This is a genomic window from Yersinia mollaretii ATCC 43969 (genome assembly GCF_013282725.1).
GTDB lineage: Bacteria > Pseudomonadota > Gammaproteobacteria > Enterobacterales > Enterobacteriaceae > Yersinia > Yersinia mollaretii.
This window is the reverse complement of the sequence record NZ_CP054043.1, coordinates 184,033-206,538: the sequence shown is the minus strand read 5'-3', so window position 1 is coordinate 206,538 and position 22,506 is coordinate 184,033. Positions and strand designations below refer to the sequence as shown.

Here is a 22,506-nt window from a genome sequence, read left to right as displayed (position 1 = left end):
TGACCTAAATTGTCTATTAACAAAGTCTTGTCCGTTCATTGTGAGCGGCATGCGTGGAGGTGGTTGGATTAATGATCCGTTGTCTACTGGTTGCTGCACATCAACAGCTGCGTCGTTCTGACGTTCAATCCCCCCTTGCAACCTTCCTTTCTTGTACACCATCAACCCGATGTTACACCCATATGGGTGCGACTCAGGATTCGCGGGCAGGTTAACCACCGCCTGAAGCACTGAATCCGGCTAGCCTGACGACTTTGCGGCTAATCCGATTCACAAAATCTCAATACGTATTTACAGTCAAACGTATTTTACATTTAAACGTGTTTTACCCTTTGGGTAATGAATAGCTGAGTGATAAACCGCTCGTGGATGGCGCTTTCCAGCGTATTATTCTGCCGCTGAGGCATTCACGCGGGTTGTCCTTGCAGGTTGTAGCTGCGATAGTAGCTGACTTTATCGTCAGTATCGCAATAGAGGCGAATTATGTCTGATGATAACTTGATTGGCCGTCCGTCAGCTGCGGGCGCACATGTTTCTTTACGCTCCATGCAGGAGGTTGCCATGAATGACCGTAATGCCAGCAAGATGCTGAGCACGTATAACGTCGCCTACTGGGGTGGCAACTATTTTGACGTCAATGAGTTGGGTCATATTAGTGTTTGCCCTGATCCCGATGTTCGTGAAGCGCGTGTTGATTTGGCACAACTGGTCAAAGGAATGCAGCTTGAACAGGGGCAGCGCCTGCCTGCGTTATTCTGTTTCCCACAAATTTTGCAGCATCGTTTGCGCTCAATTAACGGCGCGTTTAAACGTGCGCGTGAATCTTTTGGCTATGAAGGCGATTACTTCCTGGTTTACCCGATTAAGGTCAACCAGCATCGCCGGGTCATCGAATCCTTAGTAAGTTCTGGTGAGCCGTTAGGGCTAGAAGCGGGTTCTAAAGCTGAAATGATGGCGGTTCTGGCTCATGCCGGTATGACCCGCTCGGTCATCGTTTGTAATGGCTATAAAGACCGTGAATATATCCGTCTGGCATTAATTGGTGAAAAACTGGGCCATAAGGTCTATCTGGTCATCGAAAAGATGTCAGAAATCAAAATGGTACTGGAAGAAGCCGAGCGCCTAAATGTGGTACCACGTTTGGGTGTCCGTGCGCGTCTGGCATCACAAGGTTCCGGTAAGTGGCAGGCCAGTGGGGGTGAAAAATCCAAATTTGGTTTGTCAGCGACTCAGGTGTTGCAACTGGTTGATATGTTGCGCGAAGCCAACAGTCTGGACAGCCTGCAATTGTTGCATTTCCACTTAGGCTCTCAGCTCTCCAACATCCGTGATATCTCCACTGGCGTGCGTGAATCTGCACGTTTTTATGTGGAGCTACACAAGTTGGGCGTCAATATCCAGTGCTTCGATGTGGGTGGTGGTCTGGGGGTGGATTACGAAGGAACGCGCTCTCAATCCGATTGCTCGGTTAACTATGGCTTAAATGAATATGCCAATAATGTTATCTGGGGTATCGGTGATGCTTGTAATGAGCACGGTCTGCCGCATCCTACTGTCATTACTGAATCTGGCCGTGCTGTCACCGCGCATCACACGGTGCTGGTCTCCAATGTGATCGGCGTAGAGCGTAATGAGTTCAACGAGCCAGTACCACCGGCAGCCGATGCACCTCGCGCATTAGAGAGTTTGTGGGACACTTGGCTGGAGATGCAGGAGCCAGAAAACCGCCGCTCGCTGCGTGAATGGCTCCATGATAGCCAGATGGACTTGCACGATGTTCATACCCAATATGCCCACGGGATGCTGGAGTTGGCACAACGCGCTTGGGCTGAAGAGCTGTATCTGAGCATTTGCAATGAGATCCAAAAGCAGCTGGATCCAAGCAACCGCGCACACCGGCCCATTATTGATGAGCTGCAAGAGCGTATGGCCGACAAGCTGTATGTTAACTTCTCGCTGTTCCAATCAATGCCGGATGCATGGGGCATCGATCAGCTGTTCCCGGTCTTGCCACTGGAAGGTTTAGATAAGCCGCCAGAGCGCCGCGCAGTGTTGCTGGACATCACTTGTGACTCTGATGGCACCATTGACCACTATATTGATGGTGATGGGGTAGCCACCACCATGCCAATGCCGCCATATGATGCAGAAAACCCACCGCTGTTGGGCTTCTTTATGGTCGGTGCTTATCAGGAAATTTTGGGCAATATGCACAACCTGTTCGGTGATACCGCCGCCGTGGATGTGTATGTATTCCCTGATGGCACGGTGGAAGTTGAGCAAACTGATGAAGGCGATACCGTTGCCGATATGCTGGAGTACGTTCAGCTGAATCCAGAGAAGCTGCTGGCGCATTTCCGTGATCAAGTGAAAGAGACGGATCTGGACACCGAGCTACAAGCTCAGTTTATGGAAGAGTTTGAAGCGGGTCTATACGGCTATACTTACCTCGAAGACGAGTAAGTAACTGATTGTTTTATCGTGACTTAAGGGCAAGCCTCGGTTTGCCCTTTTTGTTTTTATCCCCACTGGTAATTCACCCAATCTCAACCACACTCATATTAATGGTTTTAATTGTGACGGTGCGAGTATCGTGGAGGCTTCAATGGGGTGGTTCAGCGTTTGTAAGGTCAATTACGTCAAGCCAGACTCTCCTTTCTCCGCCAAGGCAGATGATAAAAGGATTGGTATTTATCTGGTTGATGGCGAATATTTCGCGATGGAAGATATCTGCCCTCATGCTAATGCCTTATTAAGTCAGGGATTTGTTGATGGTGCGACCATAGAGTGCCCTTTGCATGGTGCGCTGTTTGATATCCGCTCCGGGCAGTGTTTGCGGGAACCCGGTGATCGGGATTTAGAGGTCTATCCGGTGCGAATCAATGGCGATCAAATTGAGGTCGATTTGGGCGAGGGCGGTTAGTCACAATAACGCCCGTATCATCACGGGCGTTCTGGATTGATAAGTTGGCCTGATTTACTTTTCGGTCGCAATGCGCTGGCGGATATGTTCGGCGCGAGCTTGCGAGGAGGGATGGTCATCAAACATGCTGCTGGTGCGCCCTGCTTCCATGGTTGCCAGTTTTTCAAAGCTGGTCACTAAACCGTTAGGATCGATACCCCGTTTTTTCAGCAGATCGAATGAGTAATCATCGGCTTCACTTTCCTGCTTTTGCGAGAACTGGGCGCTCACTAACTTTTCGCCAATATCGGCCAACTGAGATTGCGACAGTTGCCCGGCAACACCGCCAGCGGAGGCTGCCGCCGTGCGCAGGGCTGTGGTGCCGTAGGCCACTTGCATTGCTTTGCGAGTATGACCCAATGCCACATGGCCCATTTCATGGCCCAAAACACCTTCCACTTCATTGTCGGTCATCATGTCCATCAGGCCGCTGTAGACACGAATACAGCCGTTAGCCATCGCCCAGGCATTCACATCTTTGGTCACGTAAACCTTATAGTTGGCTGGCGTACCATTGATATTATCACCTAATGCGGCCGATATTTTCGCCAGACGCTTACCGTAGGTGCTATCTGCGGGGGCAATTTGGGCCTTCTGATCCATTTCTACGCAAGATTTTTCACTGAGGTTTTTGACATCAGCGTCGCTTAGGGTTGCAGCTTGAAAAGCTTGCGCGCCAGACTGCATTAAGCCATCAGCATTCATATTTTGGCAGCCGCTCAGCAGCGCTGTCATGCCCAGTGCAATCATTGAAGTACGGATTTTCATAACACTTTTTCCTGTGGTTACGCCATTTTCATCATTGGATAGGGCAGTTCTATTGGTGTCGATAACGCATTATCTGCGGTTATCTATTCATCGCGCTTTGCCTATAGCGGTTGTCACATTCTTGTCAACTATTGCATTAATAGCTGTTGAATCGACGGCGGTTGTTCTACTCTGTCGGCAATAGGTCTTGCCCGAAATTGTGATTGCAAAGTAAGGTTTGTGCTGGTCTGTTTGCAAAAACGAGCACTTCCAGCCCCTCGAGTGTTTACCCGCTCATTGTGTGGCTAAAAACGCAGCGAGGTTACCGTGCCTTTGGCGTTACAGCTATAGCTTTATTCTGAAAACCAGCAGATTCCATTAGCCATTAATATGGAAGTTATAGCTGATTAGGTTTTAGTGATTGCCGTTTCGATGCTGAGTCTGAGAAAATGGTAAACTTGAACGCTTTTTTTAATCCGACCTGGAGTAAAACATGTCCTCTCGTAAAGAGCTTGCCAACGCGATCCGCGCACTAAGCATGGACGCAGTGCAAAAAGCGAATTCCGGCCACCCCGGTGCCCCCATGGGTATGGCAGATATTGCCGAAGTTCTGTGGCGTGATTACCTGAATCATAATCCAACGAATCCACACTGGGCAGATCGCGACCGTTTCGTCTTGTCGAATGGTCACGGCTCTATGTTGATCTATAGTCTGCTGCATCTCACTGGCTATGATCTGCCGATGGAAGAGTTGAAAAACTTCCGCCAATTGCACTCTAAAACGCCAGGTCACCCAGAATATGGCTATACCGCAGGCGTAGAAACCACCACTGGCCCGCTGGGTCAGGGCATTGCTAATGCCGTTGGTTTTGCGATTGCCGAACGCACACTGGGCGCGCAGTTTAACCGCCCTGGCCATGATGTTGTCGATCACCACACCTATGCTTTTATGGGCGACGGTTGCATGATGGAAGGCATCTCTCACGAAGTCTGTTCTCTGGCTGGCACCATGAAGCTGGGCAAACTGACTGCGTTCTACGATGACAACGGTATCTCTATCGATGGTCATGTTGAAGGCTGGTTCACCGATGACACAGCGGCCCGTTTCGAAGCTTACGGCTGGCACGTCGTTCGTGGTGTTGATGGTCATAACGCGGATGCCATCAAAGCCGCCATTGAAGAAGCTCACAAAGTTACCGACAAACCTGCATTGTTGATGTGCAAAACCATTATCGGTTTTGGCTCACCGAAGAAAGCGGGTACTCATGACTCACACGGCGCACCATTAGGTGCCGACGAAGTCGCTGCGACCCGTGTTGCACTGGGCTGGAAATACCCTCCATTCGAAATCCCGCAAGATATCTATGCTGCGTGGGATGCTAAAGAAGCGGGTAAAGCGAAAGAAGCCGCTTGGAACGAGAAGTTCGCTGCTTATGCTAAAGCTTATCCAGAACTGGCTGCGGAATTCAAACGCCGCGTCAGCGGTGAGCTGCCAGCTAACTGGGCGACTGAATCGAAGAAATTCATCGAACAACTGCAAGCCAATCCGGCTAACATTGCGAGCCGCAAAGCCTCGCAAAATGCACTGGAAGCTTTCGGTAAAGTGTTACCTGAATTCCTCGGCGGTTCTGCCGACTTGGCACCGAGTAACCTGACTATCTGGTCTGGCTCTAAATCGCTGAGCGACGATCTGGCCGGTAACTACATTCACTACGGTGTCCGTGAATTTGGTATGTCTGCCATCATGAACGGTATCGCGCTGCACGGTGGCTTCATCCCTTACGGCGCGACCTTCCTGATGTTTGTGGAGTATGCCCGTAACGCAGTGCGCATGGCGGCACTGATGAAAATCCGTAGTGTGTTCGTCTACACCCATGACTCAATTGGTCTGGGCGAAGATGGCCCAACCCATCAGCCCGTTGAGCAGATGGCAAGCCTGCGCGTCACACCGAACATGAGCACTTGGCGTCCTTGTGATCAGGTTGAATCTGCGGTGGCATGGCAATATGCACTTGAGCGTAAAGATGGCCCAAGCGCACTGATCTTCTCTCGCCAGAATCTGGCACAACAGCCACGTACTGCTGAGCAGTTAGCCAACATCTCTAAAGGCGCGTATGTGCTGAAAGATTGCGCTGGCCAACCTGAATTGATCTTTATCGCGACGGGTTCTGAAGTTGAACTGGCGGTTGCTGCTGCGGATCAATTGACCGCCGCTGGCCGTAAAGTGCGTGTTGTCTCTATGCCATCAACTGATGCATTCGACAAACAAGACGCGGCTTACCGTGAATCTGTATTGCCATCAGCTGTCAGCGCACGCGTTGCAGTCGAAGCGGGCATTGCTGATTACTGGTACAAATATGTTGGCCTGAATGGCGCAGTGGTGGGGATGCACTCCTTCGGTGAATCTGCTCCCGCTGACTTGCTGTTCAAAGAGTTTGGTTTCACCGTAGAAAACGTGGTGGCGCAAGCTCAGGCGTTGTTGAAATAAGCAGCGACGTTATCAAGGCTATAATCGGGTGTAAACGGTGATGAGAGTCCCGGTAATGCACCTGTTAAAAGACCGCTTCGGCGGTCTTTTTTTTCGCCAATTGATGGATGAATTGTGCCCTTTATCAGGCAGATATTCCTTTTATGCTTAGTTTGGTTTATTCTGGCTGAAGCGTTTCAGTCATGATTCGTTTTCTATTTCAGCTCAATTTGCTGAAGAAAAAGCTGGACCTATTCTGGCTGAATTGTGATTAGACGATTAACATCTTAGGGTGCAGTGCAGTAGGCTATAGGGTTGCATGATAATAACCAGCAACAGGGAGTAACATGACAATCCGCATAGCGATAAATGGCTTTGGCCGTATTGGCCGTAGCGTTTTACGCGCATTGTATGAATCAGGTCGTCGGGCAGAGATTTCAGTGGTGGCGATTAATGAGTTGGCGAATGCGGAAGGGATGGCCCATCTGTTGAAGTATGACTCCAGCCATGGCCGATTTGCTTGGGATGTTCGTCAGGAACGTGACAATTTATACGTCGGGGACGATATTATCCGGCTGCTGCATCAGCCAGAGATCGGGCAGTTACCCTGGGGTGAGTTAGGAATTGATGTGGTTCTGGATTGTAGCGGCGTGTATGGCAGTCGTGCTGATGGCGAGGCTCATTTAGCCTCTGGTGCCAAAAAGGTGCTGTTTGCCCATCCCGGAGGTCATGATCTGGATGCGACCGTGGTCTATGGTGTTAACCATCAAGATTTACGGGCAGAGCACCGGATTGTTTCCAACGCCTCTTGTACCACGAACTGCATTATTCCTATTATTCAGCTGTTGGATGATGCTTTTGGGATTGAATCCGGCACTGTGACCACCATTCATTCATCAATGAATGACCAGCCCGTGATTGATGCTTATCATCAGGATTTACGTCGTACCCGAGCGGCAAGCCAGTCCATTATCCCGGTTGATACCAAACTGGCCGCAGGGATTACCCGCATTTTTCCGAAGTTTTGCGACAGGTTTGAAGCTATCTCGGTGCGGGTGCCAACCATCAATGTGACGGCTATCGATTTAAGCGTTAGCGTGACAAGCCCGGTTGGCGTGGCTGAGGTTAACCAGCTTTTGCAAAAGGCAGCAAGAGGTTCATTTCGTGGTATAGTTGACTATACGGAATTACCCTTGGTGTCGACCGATTTTAACCATGATCCGCACAGCGCGATTGTCGATTGCACTCAGACGCGGGTCAGTGGGCAGCACCTAATTAAAACGTTGGTATGGTGCGATAACGAATGGGGTTTCGCCAATAGAATGTTGGATACGACATTGGCGATGGCCCGAAGTGGTTTCTAGTATGGTATGCCAACGCCTTGTTTTTCCGTGGTTAACTGCGGTTATATCGGCGTTGATGTGCAGCTTATGCAACTTTAAAGAGAATCAACAAGAGGATTCACCATGTCTGTAATTAAGATGACCGATCTGGATCTGGCTGGCAAACGCGTGCTGATCCGTGCGGACCTCAATGTTCCGGTAAAAGATGGCAAAGTGACTTCTGATGCGCGTATCCGTGCATCTCTGCCGACCATTGAAGCAGCACTGAAGCAAGGCGCTAAAGTAATGGTTACCTCTCATCTGGGTCGCCCGACCGAAGGCGAGTACAACGAAGAGTTCTCCTTGCTGCCAGTCGTTAACTACCTGAAAGACAAATTGTCTGCTCCGGTACGTCTGGCGAAAGACTATCTGGACGGCGTTGAAATTGCAGCTGGCGAGTTGGTTGTTCTGGAAAACGTTCGCTTTAACAAAGGCGAGAAGAAAGACGACGAAACATTATCCAAAAAATATGCCGCACTGTGTGATGTGTATGTAATGGATGCATTTGGTACTGCTCACCGTGCTCAGGCATCGACTCACGGCGTGGGTAAATTTGCCCCTATCGCCTGTGCCGGCCCGCTGTTGTCAGCCGAGCTGGAAGCACTGGGTAAAGCACTGGGTAACCCAGCACGCCCAATGGTGGCTATCGTCGGTGGTTCTAAAGTGTCAACCAAACTGACTGTGTTGGGTGCGCTGTCTAAAATTGCTGACCAGCTGATTGTGGGTGGGGGTATTGCGAACACCTTCGTTGCCGCTCAAGGCCACAATGTCGGTAAATCACTGTACGAAGCAGACCTGATTCCAGAAGCCAAACGCCTGCTGGAAACTTGCGACATCCCAGTTCCAACAGATGTTCGTGTGGCTACCGAGTTCTCTGAAACAGCCGCTGCAACACTGAAACCTGCTGATCAGATTAAAGATGATGAGCAGATTCTGGACTTGGGCGACGTCTCTGCGGAACGTCTGGCCGAGATCCTGAAAAACGCCAAAACCATTCTGTGGAATGGCCCCGTTGGTGTGTTTGAATTCCCTAACTTCCGTAAAGGGACCGAGATCGTCGCTCGTGCTATCGCAGAAAGCGAAGCATTCTCTATCGCAGGCGGCGGTGACACACTGGCAGCAATCGATCTGTTCGGCATTGCTGACCAAATCTCCTACATCTCTACTGGCGGCGGTGCATTCCTTGAGTTCGTTGAAGGGAAAAAACTGCCAGCGGTAGTGATGCTGGAAGAACGCGCTAAGCAGTAATTTAGATAACGGGGGGCGAAAGCCGCCCGTTTCGCTTTTAGCTAATGCAGCGAGATAAGCGAAAACCGATTTACATTTAGGGCCTATCCCATCGGATAGCTGCTATCTTCAGTCGACGAAACAGGACAACGTACATGTCTAAAATTTTTGATTTCGTAAAACCAGGTGTCATCACAGGTGATGACGTTCAGAAAGTGTTCGCAGTAGCCAAAGAGAACAACTTTGCTCTGCCAGCAGTTAACTGTGTCGGCACCGACTCTATCAACGCAGTGCTGGAAACAGCAGCCAAAGTGCGTGCGCCGGTTATCGTTCAGTTCTCTAACGGTGGTGCAGCATTCATCGCAGGTAAAGGCGTGAAAGCAGAAGGCCAAGGCGCTGCTATTCTGGGGGCTATCTCTGGCGCTCACCACGTGCATCAAATGGCTGAGCACTATGGTGTTCCTGTTATCCTGCACACTGACCATTGCGCCAAGAAATTGCTGCCATGGTTAGACGGCTTGTTGGACGCAGGCGAGAAACATTTCGCAGCGACTGGCAAACCGCTGTTCTCTTCTCACATGATTGACCTGTCAGAAGAGTCCCTGGAAGAAAACATCGAAATTTGCAGCAAGTACCTGACTCGCATGGCGAAACTGGGTATGACACTGGAGATCGAACTGGGTTGTACTGGTGGTGAAGAAGATGGCGTGGACAATAGCCACATGGACGCCTCTTCTCTGTACACTCAGCCACAAGACGTTGATTACGCTTACGAAAAACTGAACGCAATCAGCCCACGTTTCACCATCGCTGCCTCTTTCGGTAACGTACACGGTGTTTACAAACCAGGTAACGTGAAACTGACCCCGACTATTCTGCGTGATTCTCAGGATTATGTTTCTAAGAAACACAATCTGCCGCACAACAGCCTGAACTTCGTGTTCCATGGCGGCTCAGGTTCTACTGCTGCTGAAATCAAAGAAGCAGTAAGCTACGGCGTAGTGAAAATGAATATCGACACCGACACCCAATGGGCGACGTGGGAAGGTATTCTGAACTACTACAAAAAGAACGAAGGCTATCTGCAAGGCCAACTGGGTAACCCAGAAGGTGCTGACAAGCCGAACAAGAAATTCTACGATCCACGTGCATGGCTGCGTGCTGCACAGGTAACAATGATCGCGCGTTTGGAAAAAGCATTTGAAGAGCTGAACGCGAAAGACGTTCTGTAATTCAGTACTGCTCCACTCGTAATGAAAGGCCCCTCGGGGCCTTTTTTCGTTTTTAAAAACAGCTGCTTTGATTAATATGATGAATCCATTGTCTGGTCTATCCGGTTGAGATTGGCGGGCAAAATTGGCATCACTCCTCATTGTTAGTTACCCTAGGTGAGCTTTCTGCTTTGTCAGTCAGTATTTTGCGGTATTTTTTTGCGTAATCTCTCCCGCTGGGAGCTTTTTGTAGGATGGTTCAAATGGAAGAATTAAACGTAGTTGATGGAATAAATAACGCGAGCACTTGGTTGGTGGATAACCAAGATTTACTGATTCAATATGCGGTCAATCTGGTCGCGGCGCTATTGATCCTGACTGTCGGCTCGATCATCGCCAAAGTCGTCTCGGGCATGCTCGGTCGGGTCATGAAGTTACGGGGCATTGATGTCACGGTAGCGGATTTCTTGGCAGCAATGGCGCGTTACAGCATTCTGGCCTTCACCATTGTGGCGGTATTAGGCCGCCTTGGGGTGCAGACGGCCTCGGTGATCGCTGTTATCGGTGCCGCCGGTTTAGCGGTGGGTTTGGCGTTGCAAGGCTCCCTGTCCAACTTTGCCGCTGGCGTGTTGCTGGTGGCCTTCCGCCCGTTTAAAGCGGGTGAGTATGTCGATTTGGGTGGTGTAGCCGGTACGGTGGTGCAGGTGCAGATTTTCTCAACCACTCTGCGCACTGTTGATGACAAAATCATTGTCGTCCCCAATGGCAAAATCATCGCCAACAACATCATCAATACCAGCCGTGAACCCAACCGCCGCACCGACATGGTGATTGGCGTGGCCTATGATGCTGATATTGATGTGGTGAAGAAAGTGCTGGGTGACATCATTGCTGCTGATAAGCGCGTGATGCATGACAAGGGAGTCACAGTCCGCCTCAATGAGATGGCCGCCTCCTCACTGAACTTCACTGTCCGCGTCTGGACCACTAATGGCGATGCAATGGAAGTGTATTGGGATCTGATGGAGAACTTCAAACGTGCACTGGATGCACATAACATTGGTATTCCCTACCCGCAAATGGATGTGCATCTGCATCAGGTCACCAAAGCGGAATCTACCCCGTCTGCGTAAAGCTGGGCCGAGGTAAATCCTGTCAAAACGGGCTGTTATTGGCCCGTTTATCTTCTCTTCTTCCCGCCAACTCGCTTCAATTTATCGATTATTAGTTTTACTTATAGTTGATAAGAAATATCAATTTCCTCTGATGATTATCTCCCCGTATTATGCTGCTAATTGTTCTCCTATCCCCTCAGTGCGTTATGAGTATTTTTAGAGGTAACAGTATGTTAGCTGTGTTTTTGCAAGGTTTTGCCCTCAGTGCCGCGATGATTCTGCCCCTTGGGCCACAAAATGCCTTCGTGATGAATCAGGGTATCAAGCGGCAACATCACTTGATGAGTGCCTCACTGTGCGCCTTGAGTGACATTATTCTGATTTGTGCGGGCATTTTTGGCGGCAGTGCGCTGCTGAGTCGCTCGCCATTGCTGCTAGCGCTGGTGACTTGGGGGGGCGTGGCTTTCCTGCTGTGGTATGGCTGGGGAGCTTTAGTCTCCGCGTGGCGGGGAGATAATGCCTCCGCGTCTGCCAGTGCTGGTGCGCAGGGTCGCTGGCCGATTGTTGTTACGCTGCTGGCGGTGACGTGGCTCAACCCGCATGTTTATCTCGACACTTTTGTGGTGCTGGGGAGTCTCGGCGGTCAACTGCTACCTGATGTGCGACCTTGGTTTGCTTTCGGGGCGGTCAGCGCGTCTGTGGTCTGGTTCTTTGCACTGGCGCTGCTGGCGGCATGGTTATCGCCTTGGCTCAACCGCCCAACTTCGCAGCGAGTGATAAATTTACTGGTGGGGGGCGTGATGTGGTTTATCGCTTTTCAGTTAGCGCAACAGGGATTAAATCTGTGAGTTTTTATCATTAATCCGAATCCCATGCTTCGTAAGATATGCTACGGTTGATGTGTTAATGGGACTATCGACGGCAAACTCATCACGCTGCCAATAAGATTCCAGCAAGTGTAATTAACTGCAAATGTATTTGTGGCTGATTGAATTCACTGGTTATCTGGTTGGCGTAGATTGATTTGTCATGCATATATTAGGAGGCACCGTGAAGTTGAAGGCATTGGCTTTGGCCGCAATGATGGGATTAGGGACATTACCTATGGCACTACAAGTTCAGGCCGCCGAAGTGCCGGAAGGGCCGCATGTTGTCACCTCCGGTACGGCCAGTGTTGATGCGACGCCGGATATCGCCACCATTGCCATCGAGGTCAGTGTATCGGCCAAAGATGCTGCCGATGCTAAAAAACAGGCTGATACCCGCGTCGCGCAATATTTTGATTTTCTACGTAAAAGTGGCATAGATAAGAAAGATATCAATGCCGCCAATATTCGCACCCAGCCTGAATATGATTACCAGAAAACGGGTGAAGCCGTCTTGAAGGGCTATCGTGCTGTGCGTCAGGTTCAGGTCACCCTACGCCAGCTTGATAAGTTGAACGAGCTGCTGGATGGGGCGCTAAAATCGGGCCTGAATGAGATCCGCGCGGTAGAGCTTGGGGTAGCAAATCCGGACACTTATCGTGAACAGGCGCGCAAAAAAGCCATTGAGAACGCGATAAGCCAAGCCGGTTCTTTAGCGGAAGGGTTTAAGGTCAAACTGGGGCCGGTCTACAGCATTCGTTACCATGTGGCAAACTACCAGCCGATGCCGGTAGCCCGCATGTTTAAGAGCGCTGAAGCCGCACCGGCCACAGATGCTGCCCAGACTTACGAACAGCAGACCATCCATTTCGATGATCAGGTTGATGTCGTATTTGAGCTGCAAACGGCGAGCACTGCCGCCGCCAAATAACTCAGTCCTGCCGTAATACCTGACGCCCGTAAGATAATAGGGCGTCAGTCACCTTTCTCATTGTCCGACTTTCGGGTGCAAAGCGGTGCCAGAACAGCATCCGCCGCTGCCGCAATCCCGGCGTCAAATCAATCAATTCGCCTGACGCCAGCTCTTTTTCGATTTGCAGATGTGGGATCATGCAGCAGGTCGTGCCTTGCCTTGCCAACTGCACAAAAGCTTCCGACGAGTTAACGATGTGGCAAGGCACACTGCCGGGGGATAAATCAAAATTCTGCTGTAAAAACGCCTGATGCATATCATCCAAATGGTCAAAGGCGACTGCGGGGGCTTTCAGCAAGGCCGAGCGGGTCACGCCATTAGGGAAGTAGCGTTCAGCGAAGGGTTTGGAGGCCACAAACAGATAATCCAGTGCGCCAAGTTGATCGACCAAGCAGCTCGGCAGCGGCTGTGGCTGGATACTGACCGCCCCCACTACTTCACCACGGCGTAACCGCTCCTGCGTCCGGGTTTCATCTTCAACCTGCAAATTAAGCCGGATAGGAGAGTCTGCCAGCACCGGTTTCAATGCCGGTAACAGCCAAGTCGCCAGACTGTCGGCGTTGACCGCCAAAGAGAGCAGTAGCGGCGTATCCACCCCATTATCATTGCCGAGCCACTCCTCTTCCAGCAACTCAACTTGATGCAGCAACGCGAGCAACTTCTGCCCTTGCTCTGTAGGACGAGGGGGCACAGTGCGCACTAACAGCGGCTGACCGAACAAGTTCTCCAACTGCTTAATGCGTTGAGATACCGCCGATTGGGTGATGCAGAGTTTTTGTGCCGCGCGTTCAAAACCGCGTTCACGGATCACCGCGTCCAGCGCTTGTAGCGTACGGTAGTCTGGGCGTTTCATCGGAGTCATCTCTCCAAATATTAAGTCGATACCGCACTATGCCACATTTCGTCGCTACATTTTGGTCATTTTGCTTTGGCTGAATACTAAAGTGCCAGCCATAAATAAACCGGTATAACTGTGATCCAGCTAGAATTAACCGCGTCATAAGCCCGCTTTATCGAGACGTTTTATTCTGCGCATGTTCTATAATGGGTACAGTTTTTTCATAGCATAGGCAGTGAACTCACCATGACTCAGGATGAACTTAAAAAAGCAGTGGGCTGGGCAGCATTAGATTATGTCAAACCCGGCACTATCGTCGGCGTCGGCACTGGCTCAACCGCAGCACACTTTATTGATGCCCTCGGCTCCATCAAAGATCAAATCGAAGGGGCGGTTTCCAGCTCTGACGCCTCTACCGCTAAACTGAAAAGTTACGGTATTCATGTCTTTGATTGCAACGAAGTGGATGTACTGGATATCTATGTTGATGGCGCGGATGAAATTAACGGCCATATGCAGATGATCAAAGGCGGCGGTGCGGCCTTGACCCGCGAAAAAATCATTGCGGCCATCGCCCGCCAGTTTATCTGCATCGCCGATGCGACCAAGCAGGTTGATGTACTGGGTAAGTTCCCGCTGCCCGTCGAAGTGATCCCGATGGCCCGCTCTTACGTGGCCCGCGAGTTGGTTAAGCTGGGTGGATTACCTGAGTACCGCCAAAATGTGCTGACTGATAACGGCAACGTGATTTTGGATGTGCATAATCTGACGATTTTGGATGCCATTGCATTAGAGAATAAAATCAATGGGATTGCGGGTGTGGTTACGGTTGGATTATTTGCTAACCGTGGTGCTGATGTGGCACTGATTGGTACCGCTGAGGGTGTGAAGACGATCGTCAAATAATCGGCTAAACCTTATTCAGGGTGTGGTTTATTGACTTCACCCTGATAATTTTCGCCTTTAAATATCTTTTCTTAAAAACGTTAAATTTGGTGATATATATCACATTTCGTCATTTCAATTTATTAACCTGCCATTAACCCTCTCGCCGCCAGTTTTTTATTCCATAAATTAACATTTGTGCTGATGGTTATGCTGATAGACAGGCAATCGTTTGTATTGCTGCCCGCGTAATATTTGTTATGTTGACAGGGTGCTGACCGGATTCATTCGATAGCGGCAGCCACATCTGAAGTCTGAAAATAGGGTCGGGGACATGGCAAAAGTATCACTGGAGAAAGACAGAATTAAGTTTCTGTTAGTGGAAGGGGTGCACCAGAGCACAGTTGATAATCTGCGTGCAGCCGGATATAGCAATATTGAATACCATAAAGGTGCCTTAGACACCGAATCACTGAAAGAGTCTATTCGTGATGCCCACTTCGTCGGAATTCGATCGCGCACGCATCTGTCCGAAGAAGTTTTTGCCGCAGCAGAAAAATTGGTTGCGGTAGGTTGTTTCTGTATCGGTACCAATCAGGTTGATTTAAAGGCGGCCACTAAGCGCGGTGTGCCGGTATTCAATGCGCCTTTCTCCAATACCCGTTCGGTGGCCGAAATGGTGCTGGGCGAGTTACTGCTGATGTTCCGGGGCATTCCATCGGCTAACGCCAAAGCACATCGTGGCGAGTGGAACAAGCTGGCCGTCGGCTCCTATGAAGCCCGTGGCAAGAAACTGGGTATCATCGGTTATGGTCATATCGGTACACAGCTGGGTATTCTGGCTGAAAGTGTCGGCATGAAAGTGTTCTTCTACGATATCGAAAATAAGCTGTCGTTGGGGAATGCACAACAGGTTCGCCACCTGTCTGATTTACTGAATATGAGTGATGTGATTAGTCTGCACGTACCGGAAAATCACTCCACCAAAAACATGATTGGTCCTGAGCAGTTGGCCCTGATGAAGCCCGGCGCGATGCTGATTAACGCCTCACGCGGTACTGTGGTTGATATCCCGGCCCTGTGTGAGGCTTTGGCGAGCAATCATCTGGCAGGGGCGGCAATCGACGTCTTCCCGGAAGAGCCAGCCACCAATAAAGACCCGTTCAATTCACCATTGTGCGAATTTGATAATGTGTTATTGACTCCACATATCGGTGGTTCGACTCAGGAAGCGCAGGAAAATATCGGTGATGAAGTGGCCGGTAAACTGGCGAAGTACTCCGATAACGGCTCTACGCTGTCAGCGGTTAACTTCCCGGAAGTTTCTCTGCCAGCCCATGGTGATAATACTCGCCGTCTGCTGCATATCCATGAGAATCGCCCCGGTATTCTGACCAGTATTAACAAAATTTTTGCTGAGCAGAACGTCAACATCGCCGCGCAGTATTTGCAAACCAGCGCTGAAATCGGTTACGTCGTGATCGACGTTGAAACCGATGATCCAGATAATGCAGATAAAGCATTGCAGGCAATGAAGTCGATTCCAGGGACCATCCGCGCTCGCTTGCTCTACTAATATATTCTTCGTCCTTGACGATGCAGCGTTGTTAGCGGCTCTCGCTTACCCGAATCACTTACTTGAGTAAGCTCATCGGGACTCGTTCGTTTGCTGCCTAGCTGCATCGTCAATGACTTTGAATATAGATAAATGTTGTACTGATATGACTAAACACCCGCTTTGTATAAGATTTCGGGTGTTTTTTTATGTTGAAAGCCCTACCTCACCAGCGCCACACTTTCTCGGGGGTCACAATCTCGGGCAGAGGCACATCCCAATATTCACTCGGTAAATGCTCGACGCGTTGGCAATCATGGGCCAGTCCGATGGGATAGGGGCCACCTTGCTGCCAGTGTTGCAGTGTGCGGTCATAAAAGCCGCCCCCCATACCTAAGCGCTGACCATGGCAATCAAAGGCCACCAAGGGGGTAATCACCACATCCAGTTGATTGAGGGGGAGAACTTCACGGAGATCAAGCTGGGGTTCCAGAATTTTCAAGCGATTACGGATGAGCTGGCTATCGGGACGATAGCGGAGAAATAATAGATTGCCGGGGCTGAAAGGGTGGAGAACAGGCAGGTAAACCTGTTTTTGCTGTTGCCACAACAACGCAATGATAGGAGCAGTATCCAGTTCGCCATCAAAGGAGAGAAATATCGCGACGGTGTTGGCCTGCTGAATTTTATTATGTGTAGCGAGATGAGTGGCGGCCAAATTGGCTGCGCGCTGCTGTTGCTCAGGCGTTAAAAGACGTCGACGCTCACGAATCTCTTTGCGAATATTTTGCCGCTCAAGGGCGTGTTGTGGATTCAAAGGCATGTGATTGACTTAAAGGCGTGGAAAATAGCTTCTGTCAAAACGAACGTGATAACTCAAAATATCAGTTACCCGATAAGAAAGGGATCTCCGAGATGCCGCCGCAGGCTGTAACCCTTGAACCCATGGTTCAAGGTGAACGCAGCGTCGCAACCTTAAGGCTTCTCGGCGGACCGAGCATGCGCACCAGTTACGGAGGCACTACATTCTGTTGGTATTAAATATCGGCTCAGGGGACTGGCCCGCTGGCAAACACCTCAGAGAAATTCTTTACTCGCTATTGAATCTATCATTCAACAGAGATTTATTCAAACTGTGCATCTTGACGTTCAGAGATGCGACCTTGTTCAAGCAGCGCCTGTTCAATGGTCTGTTGTAACATCCGAATACGTTGCTCCATATTGGATGCATAGTCACGGGTTTTCAACCTCTCCTGAGCTAATTCGTGACAGACGTTCAATGCCGCGATAAAAACTAACTGCTCAGTATTCGTGACTCTAGTGCGAACTTTAAGATCTTGCAACCGTTGGTTAAGATCTTCTGCAGCCATATTCAACGCGTCTTGTTGTTCTGGCGGACAGTTAACTCTTAACGAGCGACCAAAAATTTGAATATCTACCGGTTGTGCAGACATGCCACCTTCCTGACTAATTTTCGCGCCAGCCTTGAAAACCAAAGGCAAATTGCTCGTGGTTGCAAAGCGGGCGTCACTATATATTCCTGTTTACCAAGATACAACCCCTTTATACCCGCCATCTTTCAAGTTGCCGTTGTGTTGGCTGCTCTCGTTTGCCACCTTCCCACATCTCGAAATCTATAGGGCATATGGCATTGCGTTTCTGGTATAGGGACTGAGCTTGATGGTAGCATAACATGAACTTATCCAGCCAACGATGACCAATACGCATGTCTATAGAGAATACATTACCCACTTATCAATCCGTTGCTCTGGCATTGAACCAGCAAGCAGTGGCATTAACCCCCGCTGAAATGCATGGCCTGATCAGCGGCATGCTCTGCGGTGGCAGCAAAGACGAGGGTTGGCGCGTGATGGTGCATGACCTGACCAACGACGGTGTTGCCTTCCCGCAAACCCTAGGTTTGCAGTTACAGCAGTTACATCAAGCAACACAAGATGCACTGGAAAATGAAGGTTTTATGTTTCAGTTGCTGATCCCTGAAGGGGAAGAGATTACGGTATTTGAGCGCGCTGATGCATTATCCGGTTGGGTGAACCATTTCCTACTAGGGCTTGGGATGCTGCAACCGAAATTGGCGCAAGTGAAAGGGGAAGTGGGTGAAGCTATCGACGATCTGCGTAATATCGCTCAGTTAGGCTATGACGAAGATGAAGATCAGGAAGAGCTGGCCCAATCCTTGGAAGAGGTTATTGAGTATGTGCGTGTGGCCTCTATTTTGTGCCATATCGAATTTACGCAAGAAAAACCGACAGCACCAGAGATGCGCAAGCCGACATTACATTGATTAGAACAGTGTAATATGTTGAGTTCAGGCGATTAAAACGGATATTTCAGGAGGGTGTAATGACTCAGCAAGAGTACCAGAACCGCCGTCAGGCGCTATTGGCGAAGATGGTTCCGGGGAGTGCGGCAATGTTTTTTGCGGCACCTGAAGCCACACGCAGCGCGGATTCTGAATATCCGTATCGGCAGAACAGCGATTTCAGCTACCTGACTGGCTTCAATGAGCCGCAAGCGGTGCTGATTCTGGTGAAAAGTGATGAGACGCATAACCACAGCGTGCTGTTTAACCGGGTGCGGGATTTAACCGCTGAAATCTGGTTTGGTCGCCGCTTAGGGCAGGAAGCCGCCCCCGAGAAGCTAGGGATCGTGCGGGCATTGCCTTTCGATGAGATCGACGAACAACTCTATCTGCTGCTCAATCGCCTTGATGTGGTCTATCACGCGCAGGGCCAATACGCCTACGCCGATAAAATTGTTTTTGCCGCGCTGGAGAGATTACGTAACGGTTTCCGTAAAAATCTGCGGGCGCCCGCGACCTTAACTGACTGGCGGCCATGGTTGCATGAAATGCGGCTATTCAAGTCAGAAGAGGAGATTGCCGTGATGCGCCGCGCTGGGGAAATCAGTGCGCTGGCCCACACTCGTGCCATGGAAAAATGTCGCCCCGGTATGTTTGAATACCAGTTGGAAGGGGAGATTCTGCATGAATTTACCCGCCACGGGGCGCGCTATCCAGCTTATAACACCATCGTCGGCGGCGGTGAAAACGGCTGCATCCTGCACTACACCGAAAATGAGTGTGAACTGCGGGATGGCGAACTGGTACTCATCGATGCGGGCTGCGAATATCAGGGCTACGCGGGCGATATTACCCGCACCTTCCCGGTGAATGGCAAATTTACCCCGGCACAGCGCGCGATTTATGACATCGTGCTGGCGTCGATTAACAAATCACTCGAACTGTTCCGCCCTGGCACCAGCATTCGTGAAGTGACGGAGCAGGTCGTGCGCATCATGGTGACCGGTTTGGTCGATTTGGGCATTCTGAAAGGTGATATCGAGCAACTCATCGTGGAGCAGGCTCATAAGCCCTTCTTTATGCACGGGTTGAGCCACTGGCTGGGGCTGGATGTCCATGATGTCGGCGACTATATCAACAGTGATCGTGGCCGCACACTTGAGCCGGGTATGGTGCTGACCATCGAACCGGGCCTGTACATCGCGCCCGATGCGGATGTTCCCGTACAATATCGCGGCATTGGTATCCGTATTGAGGATGACATTGTGATCACGGCTGACGGCAATGAAAACCTGACCGCCAGTGTGGTAAAAGATCCCGATGCCATCGAAGCATTAATGGCAGCGGCGAGATAACACATGAGCGTGATCATTGTGGGGGGAGGTATGGCTGGGGCGACACTGGCGCTGGCGATTTCATCGCTGACGCAAGGGAGAGTGCCAGTCGCGCTGGTGGAGGCGCAGCAACCCGACAATCGTGCGCATCCGGGCTTTGATGCCCGAGCGATTGCGCTGGCGCAGGGCACCTGTCAGCAACTGGACCGCATTGGTATTTGGTCGGCACTGGCTGATTGTGCCACCGCCATTGATCATGTCCACGTCAGTGATAGCGGGCATTCCGGCTTTGTAAATTTACGGGCGCACGACTATCGCGTTCCAGCGCTGGGCCATGTCATTGAGTTGCACGATGCCGGTCAACGGCTGTTCGCCTTGTTGCAGAAAGCGCCGGGTGTGACGCTACATTGCCCGGCAACCGTGGTAGATGTGGTTCGCACTGCGGAATCCGCCTGTGTGACATTGGATAACGGTCAACAACTGAGCGCCAAATTACTGGTCGCGGCAGATGGTTCTCACTCGACACTCGCCCGTGCCTGCAACATTCAGTGGCAACAGCAGGATTACCAGCAGATTGCGGTGATTGCTAACGTCACTACCTCCGAGCTGCCCGAGGGCCGTGCCTTTGAGCGCTTTACCCGCCATGGGCCATTGGCGTTGCTGCCGATGTCACAAGGGCGCAGTTCACTGGTTTGGTGCCACGCTAAACAAGATAGACAGCAGGTTGATAGCTGGGATGACGCCCGTTTTCTGGCCGAGCTACAGCGCGCTTTCGGCTGGCGGTTGGGGAAAATGTGCCATGTCGGACAGCGCCACAGCTACCCATTACAGTTGCTCACCGCCTCGCGCCATGTCAGCCATCGTCTGGCCTTAGTCGGTAACGCGGCCCAAACGCTGCATCCGATTGCCGGACAGGGCTTCAATCTGGGGCTGCGCGATGTAATGTCGCTGGCGGAAACCATCGCATCGGCGGGCAGTGACCCCGGTGACTATGGGGTGCTCGCCCAATACCAACAGCGGCGGCGGCAGGATCAACAGGCCACCATTGGTGTCACCGATGGCCTGATTCGCCTGTTTGCCAACCGCTATGGGCCGCTGGTGGTGGGGCGTAATTTTGCGCTGATGTCGATGGAGTACCTGCCTGCGGTACGCGATGCTTTTGCCCGGCGGACATTGGGGTGGGTTGATCGCTAAAGTTTTTACCCGTCATCTTTCACGCTGTAGGTGTGTTAGCTGCATCGAGAAATCTATAGGGTAAGTTAAGTTCATATTTTCACGGGGAAATGTTTCGGCATGCAATCATATGACGTAGTTATCGCCGGTGGCGGAATGGTCGGTCTGGCACTGGCCTGCGGTTTACAGGGCAGTGGTCTGCGCATCGCCATTATCGAGCACCAGCCCGCGCCTGAACCACTACCCACGCCCTTGATCGGAGAGTTGGCGCTGCGCGTCTCGGCGATCAATGCAGCCAGTGAGCGCTTACTCCAAAAAATTGGGGTGTGGGACGGCATTCTAGCCCTGCGCGCCAGTCCTTACCTCGGCATGGAAGTCTGGGAGCAAGACAGTTTCGGCAAAATTACCTTCCATGGGGATGAGTACGGTTTCAGCCATCTTGGGCACATCATTGAAAACCGGGTCATTCAGCAGGCGCTGTGGCAGCGGGCGAGTCAACTCGCAGAGGTCACCCTGTTAGCACCAGCTAGCCTCAAACAGGTGGCTTGGGGAGAAAGCGAAGCTTTTATTACGCTGACTGATGATCGTATGCTCAGTGCCAAATTGGTTGTCGGGGCCGACGGCGCGAACTCTTGGTTGCGCCAACATGCGGATATTCCGCTGACTTTCTGGGATTACGCCCACCATGCGTTGGTGGCGACCATCCGCACTGAAGCGCCTCATCAAGCTACCGCACGTCAGGTGTTTCATGGCGATGGTATTCTGGCCTTCCTGCCATTCAGTGACCCCCATCTCAGCTCAATAGTCTGGTCACTTCCCCCTGAACGTGCCGCCGAATTAGCCGCGCTGCCCGCCGAAGAGTTCAATCGAAAGCTGGGCATGGCGTTTGATATGCGCTTGGGCCAATGCCAGTTGGAGAGCGAGCGCCAGACCTTCCCGCTGATGGGGCGCTATGCCCGCAGCTTTGCAGCCCATCGGCTGGCGTTGGTTGGGGATGCCGCCCATACCGTGCATCCATTGGCTGGGCAGGGGGTGAATCTGGGTTTTATGGATGCCGCCGAGCTGGTGTCAGAACTCCGGCGCTTGCAGCGTCAGGGCAAAGATATCGGGCAACATCTCTACCTGCGCCGTTATGAACGCCGCCGTAAGCACAGCGCCGCAGTGATGCTCGCCAGTATGCAGGGTTTCCGTGACCTGTTTGCGGGTCGCCATCCGGCGAAAAAGCTGCTGCGTGATATTGGGTTAACACTGGCTGATAACCTACCAGGAGTTAAACCGCAGTTAGTGCGGCAGGCGATGGGATTAAATGATCTGCCTGCATGGTTAGATGAGTCATCGCCAAACTCGTCAATTCGCCCCCTCAGTTGAAATAATCTAATTCCAGCCTGTTTTTCGCATTAGTTTTTCTCACTGACAGCCAAAACCCAAAAAGTTGAATCCGACAGGGT

20 protein-coding genes and 1 other RNA gene are annotated in these 22,506 nt (G+C 51.1%); 16 read left to right on the top strand and 5 right to left on the bottom strand.

Annotation, left to right across the window (positions count from 1 at the left end):
- Positions 1-71: 71 nt before the first annotated feature.
- From HRD69_RS20800 to HRD69_RS00915, 3 genes are all read left to right on the top strand, one after another.
- Positions 72-215 carry a hypothetical protein gene (locus tag HRD69_RS20800; protein WP_155409025.1) on the top strand — a complete coding sequence of 48 codons (144 nt, stop codon included), beginning with the start codon at positions 72-74 and terminating at the stop codon, positions 213-215.
- 268 nt (positions 216-483) lie between these two features.
- On the top strand, positions 484-2,463 hold the full coding sequence (gene speA, locus HRD69_RS00920) for a biosynthetic arginine decarboxylase (RefSeq protein WP_004876696.1): 1,980 nt from the start codon (positions 484-486) through the stop codon (positions 2,461-2,463).
- A 142-nt stretch (positions 2,464-2,605) separates the two neighbouring features.
- Positions 2,606-2,923 carry a non-heme iron oxygenase ferredoxin subunit gene (locus HRD69_RS00915; RefSeq protein WP_004876698.1) on the top strand — a complete coding sequence of 106 codons (318 nt, stop codon included), beginning with the start codon at positions 2,606-2,608 and terminating at the stop codon, positions 2,921-2,923.
- 54 nt (positions 2,924-2,977) lie between these two features.
- Here the strand turns inward: HRD69_RS00915 and loiP are convergent, their stop codons facing one another.
- Positions 2,978-3,730 (bottom strand): metalloprotease LoiP, encoded by a 753-nt coding sequence (loiP, locus tag HRD69_RS00910; protein ID WP_004876700.1) that lies wholly within the window; start codon positions 3,728-3,730, stop codon positions 2,978-2,980.
- Between the two features lie 472 nt (positions 3,731-4,202).
- Here loiP and tkt point away from each other — a divergent pair, with 472 nt between their 5' ends.
- The 7 genes from tkt to HRD69_RS00875 all read left to right on the top strand — a co-directional run bounded on the left by tkt (position 4,203) and on the right by HRD69_RS00875 (position 12,908).
- Complete coding sequence (gene tkt, locus HRD69_RS00905; protein ID WP_032815223.1) at positions 4,203-6,197, top strand: transketolase; 1,995 nt, start codon at positions 4,203-4,205, stop codon at positions 6,195-6,197.
- Between the two features lie 326 nt (positions 6,198-6,523).
- Positions 6,524-7,540, top strand: coding sequence for an erythrose-4-phosphate dehydrogenase (gene epd, locus HRD69_RS00900; RefSeq protein ID WP_004876704.1), 1,017 nt, complete (start codon positions 6,524-6,526; stop codon positions 7,538-7,540).
- A 102-nt stretch (positions 7,541-7,642) separates the two neighbouring features.
- Complete coding sequence (gene pgk / locus HRD69_RS00895; RefSeq protein WP_032815224.1) at positions 7,643-8,806, top strand: phosphoglycerate kinase; 1,164 nt, start codon at positions 7,643-7,645, stop codon at positions 8,804-8,806.
- A 134-nt stretch (positions 8,807-8,940) separates the two neighbouring features.
- Entirely contained in the window at positions 8,941-10,017 is a 1,077-nt protein-coding gene (fbaA, locus tag HRD69_RS00890; RefSeq protein ID WP_004876708.1) for a class II fructose-bisphosphate aldolase, read from the top strand.
- Between the two features lie 242 nt (positions 10,018-10,259).
- Complete coding sequence (mscS, locus tag HRD69_RS00885; RefSeq protein ID WP_004876709.1) at positions 10,260-11,129, top strand: small-conductance mechanosensitive channel MscS; 870 nt, start codon at positions 10,260-10,262, stop codon at positions 11,127-11,129.
- Between the two features lie 212 nt (positions 11,130-11,341).
- On the top strand, positions 11,342-11,959 hold the full coding sequence (gene argO / locus HRD69_RS00880) for an arginine exporter ArgO (RefSeq protein ID WP_004876711.1): 618 nt from the start codon (positions 11,342-11,344) through the stop codon (positions 11,957-11,959).
- A 202-nt stretch (positions 11,960-12,161) separates the two neighbouring features.
- Positions 12,162-12,908 (top strand): oxidative stress defense protein, encoded by a 747-nt coding sequence (locus HRD69_RS00875; RefSeq protein WP_004876713.1) that lies wholly within the window; start codon positions 12,162-12,164, stop codon positions 12,906-12,908.
- Position 12,909: 1 nt separating this feature from the next.
- On the opposite strand, the gene HRD69_RS00870 is transcribed toward HRD69_RS00875, so the two are convergent.
- Positions 12,910-13,803 (bottom strand): LysR family transcriptional regulator ArgP, encoded by an 894-nt coding sequence (locus tag HRD69_RS00870; RefSeq protein ID WP_005277835.1) that lies wholly within the window; start codon positions 13,801-13,803, stop codon positions 12,910-12,912.
- A 231-nt stretch (positions 13,804-14,034) separates the two neighbouring features.
- On the opposite strand from HRD69_RS00870, the gene rpiA reads away from it, so the two are divergent.
- Together rpiA and serA are read left to right on the top strand one after the other, a co-directional pair.
- Entirely contained in the window at positions 14,035-14,694 is a 660-nt protein-coding gene (gene rpiA, locus HRD69_RS00865; protein ID WP_004876719.1) for a ribose-5-phosphate isomerase RpiA, read from the top strand.
- Positions 14,695-15,007: 313 nt separating this feature from the next.
- Positions 15,008-16,249: a phosphoglycerate dehydrogenase gene (gene serA, locus HRD69_RS00860; RefSeq protein ID WP_004876721.1), complete on the top strand. Its 1,242-nt coding sequence runs from the start codon at positions 15,008-15,010 to the stop codon at positions 16,247-16,249.
- Between the two features lie 205 nt (positions 16,250-16,454).
- On the opposite strand, the gene HRD69_RS00855 is transcribed toward serA, so the two are convergent.
- The 3 genes from HRD69_RS00855 to zapA all read right to left on the bottom strand — a co-directional run bounded on the left by HRD69_RS00855 (position 16,455) and on the right by zapA (position 17,682).
- Positions 16,455-17,051 (bottom strand): 5-formyltetrahydrofolate cyclo-ligase, encoded by a 597-nt coding sequence (locus HRD69_RS00855; RefSeq protein WP_004876723.1) that lies wholly within the window; start codon positions 17,049-17,051, stop codon positions 16,455-16,457.
- Between the two features lie 80 nt (positions 17,052-17,131).
- Positions 17,132-17,315, bottom strand: a non-coding RNA gene (gene ssrS, locus HRD69_RS00850) — 6S RNA.
- Positions 17,316-17,352: 37 nt separating this feature from the next.
- Entirely contained in the window at positions 17,353-17,682 is a 330-nt protein-coding gene (zapA, locus tag HRD69_RS00845) for a cell division protein ZapA (protein WP_004706812.1), read from the bottom strand.
- Between the two features lie 272 nt (positions 17,683-17,954).
- On the opposite strand from zapA, the gene HRD69_RS00840 reads away from it, so the two are divergent.
- The 4 genes from HRD69_RS00840 (at position 17,955) to ubiI (ending at position 22,426) form a co-directional block, all read left to right on the top strand.
- Positions 17,955-18,533 carry a YecA/YgfB family protein gene (locus HRD69_RS00840; protein ID WP_004876727.1) on the top strand — a complete coding sequence of 193 codons (579 nt, stop codon included), beginning with the start codon at positions 17,955-17,957 and terminating at the stop codon, positions 18,531-18,533.
- A 59-nt stretch (positions 18,534-18,592) separates the two neighbouring features.
- On the top strand, positions 18,593-19,906 hold the full coding sequence (pepP, locus tag HRD69_RS00835; RefSeq protein ID WP_004876729.1) for a Xaa-Pro aminopeptidase: 1,314 nt from the start codon (positions 18,593-18,595) through the stop codon (positions 19,904-19,906).
- A gap of 3 nt (positions 19,907-19,909) precedes the next feature.
- Positions 19,910-21,079 (top strand): 2-octaprenyl-6-methoxyphenyl hydroxylase, encoded by a 1,170-nt coding sequence (ubiH, locus tag HRD69_RS00830; protein WP_004876732.1) that lies wholly within the window; start codon positions 19,910-19,912, stop codon positions 21,077-21,079.
- Between the two features lie 99 nt (positions 21,080-21,178).
- Entirely contained in the window at positions 21,179-22,426 is a 1,248-nt protein-coding gene (gene ubiI / locus HRD69_RS00825; protein ID WP_004876735.1) for an FAD-dependent 2-octaprenylphenol hydroxylase, read from the top strand.
- Positions 22,427-22,506: the final 80 nt, after the last annotated feature.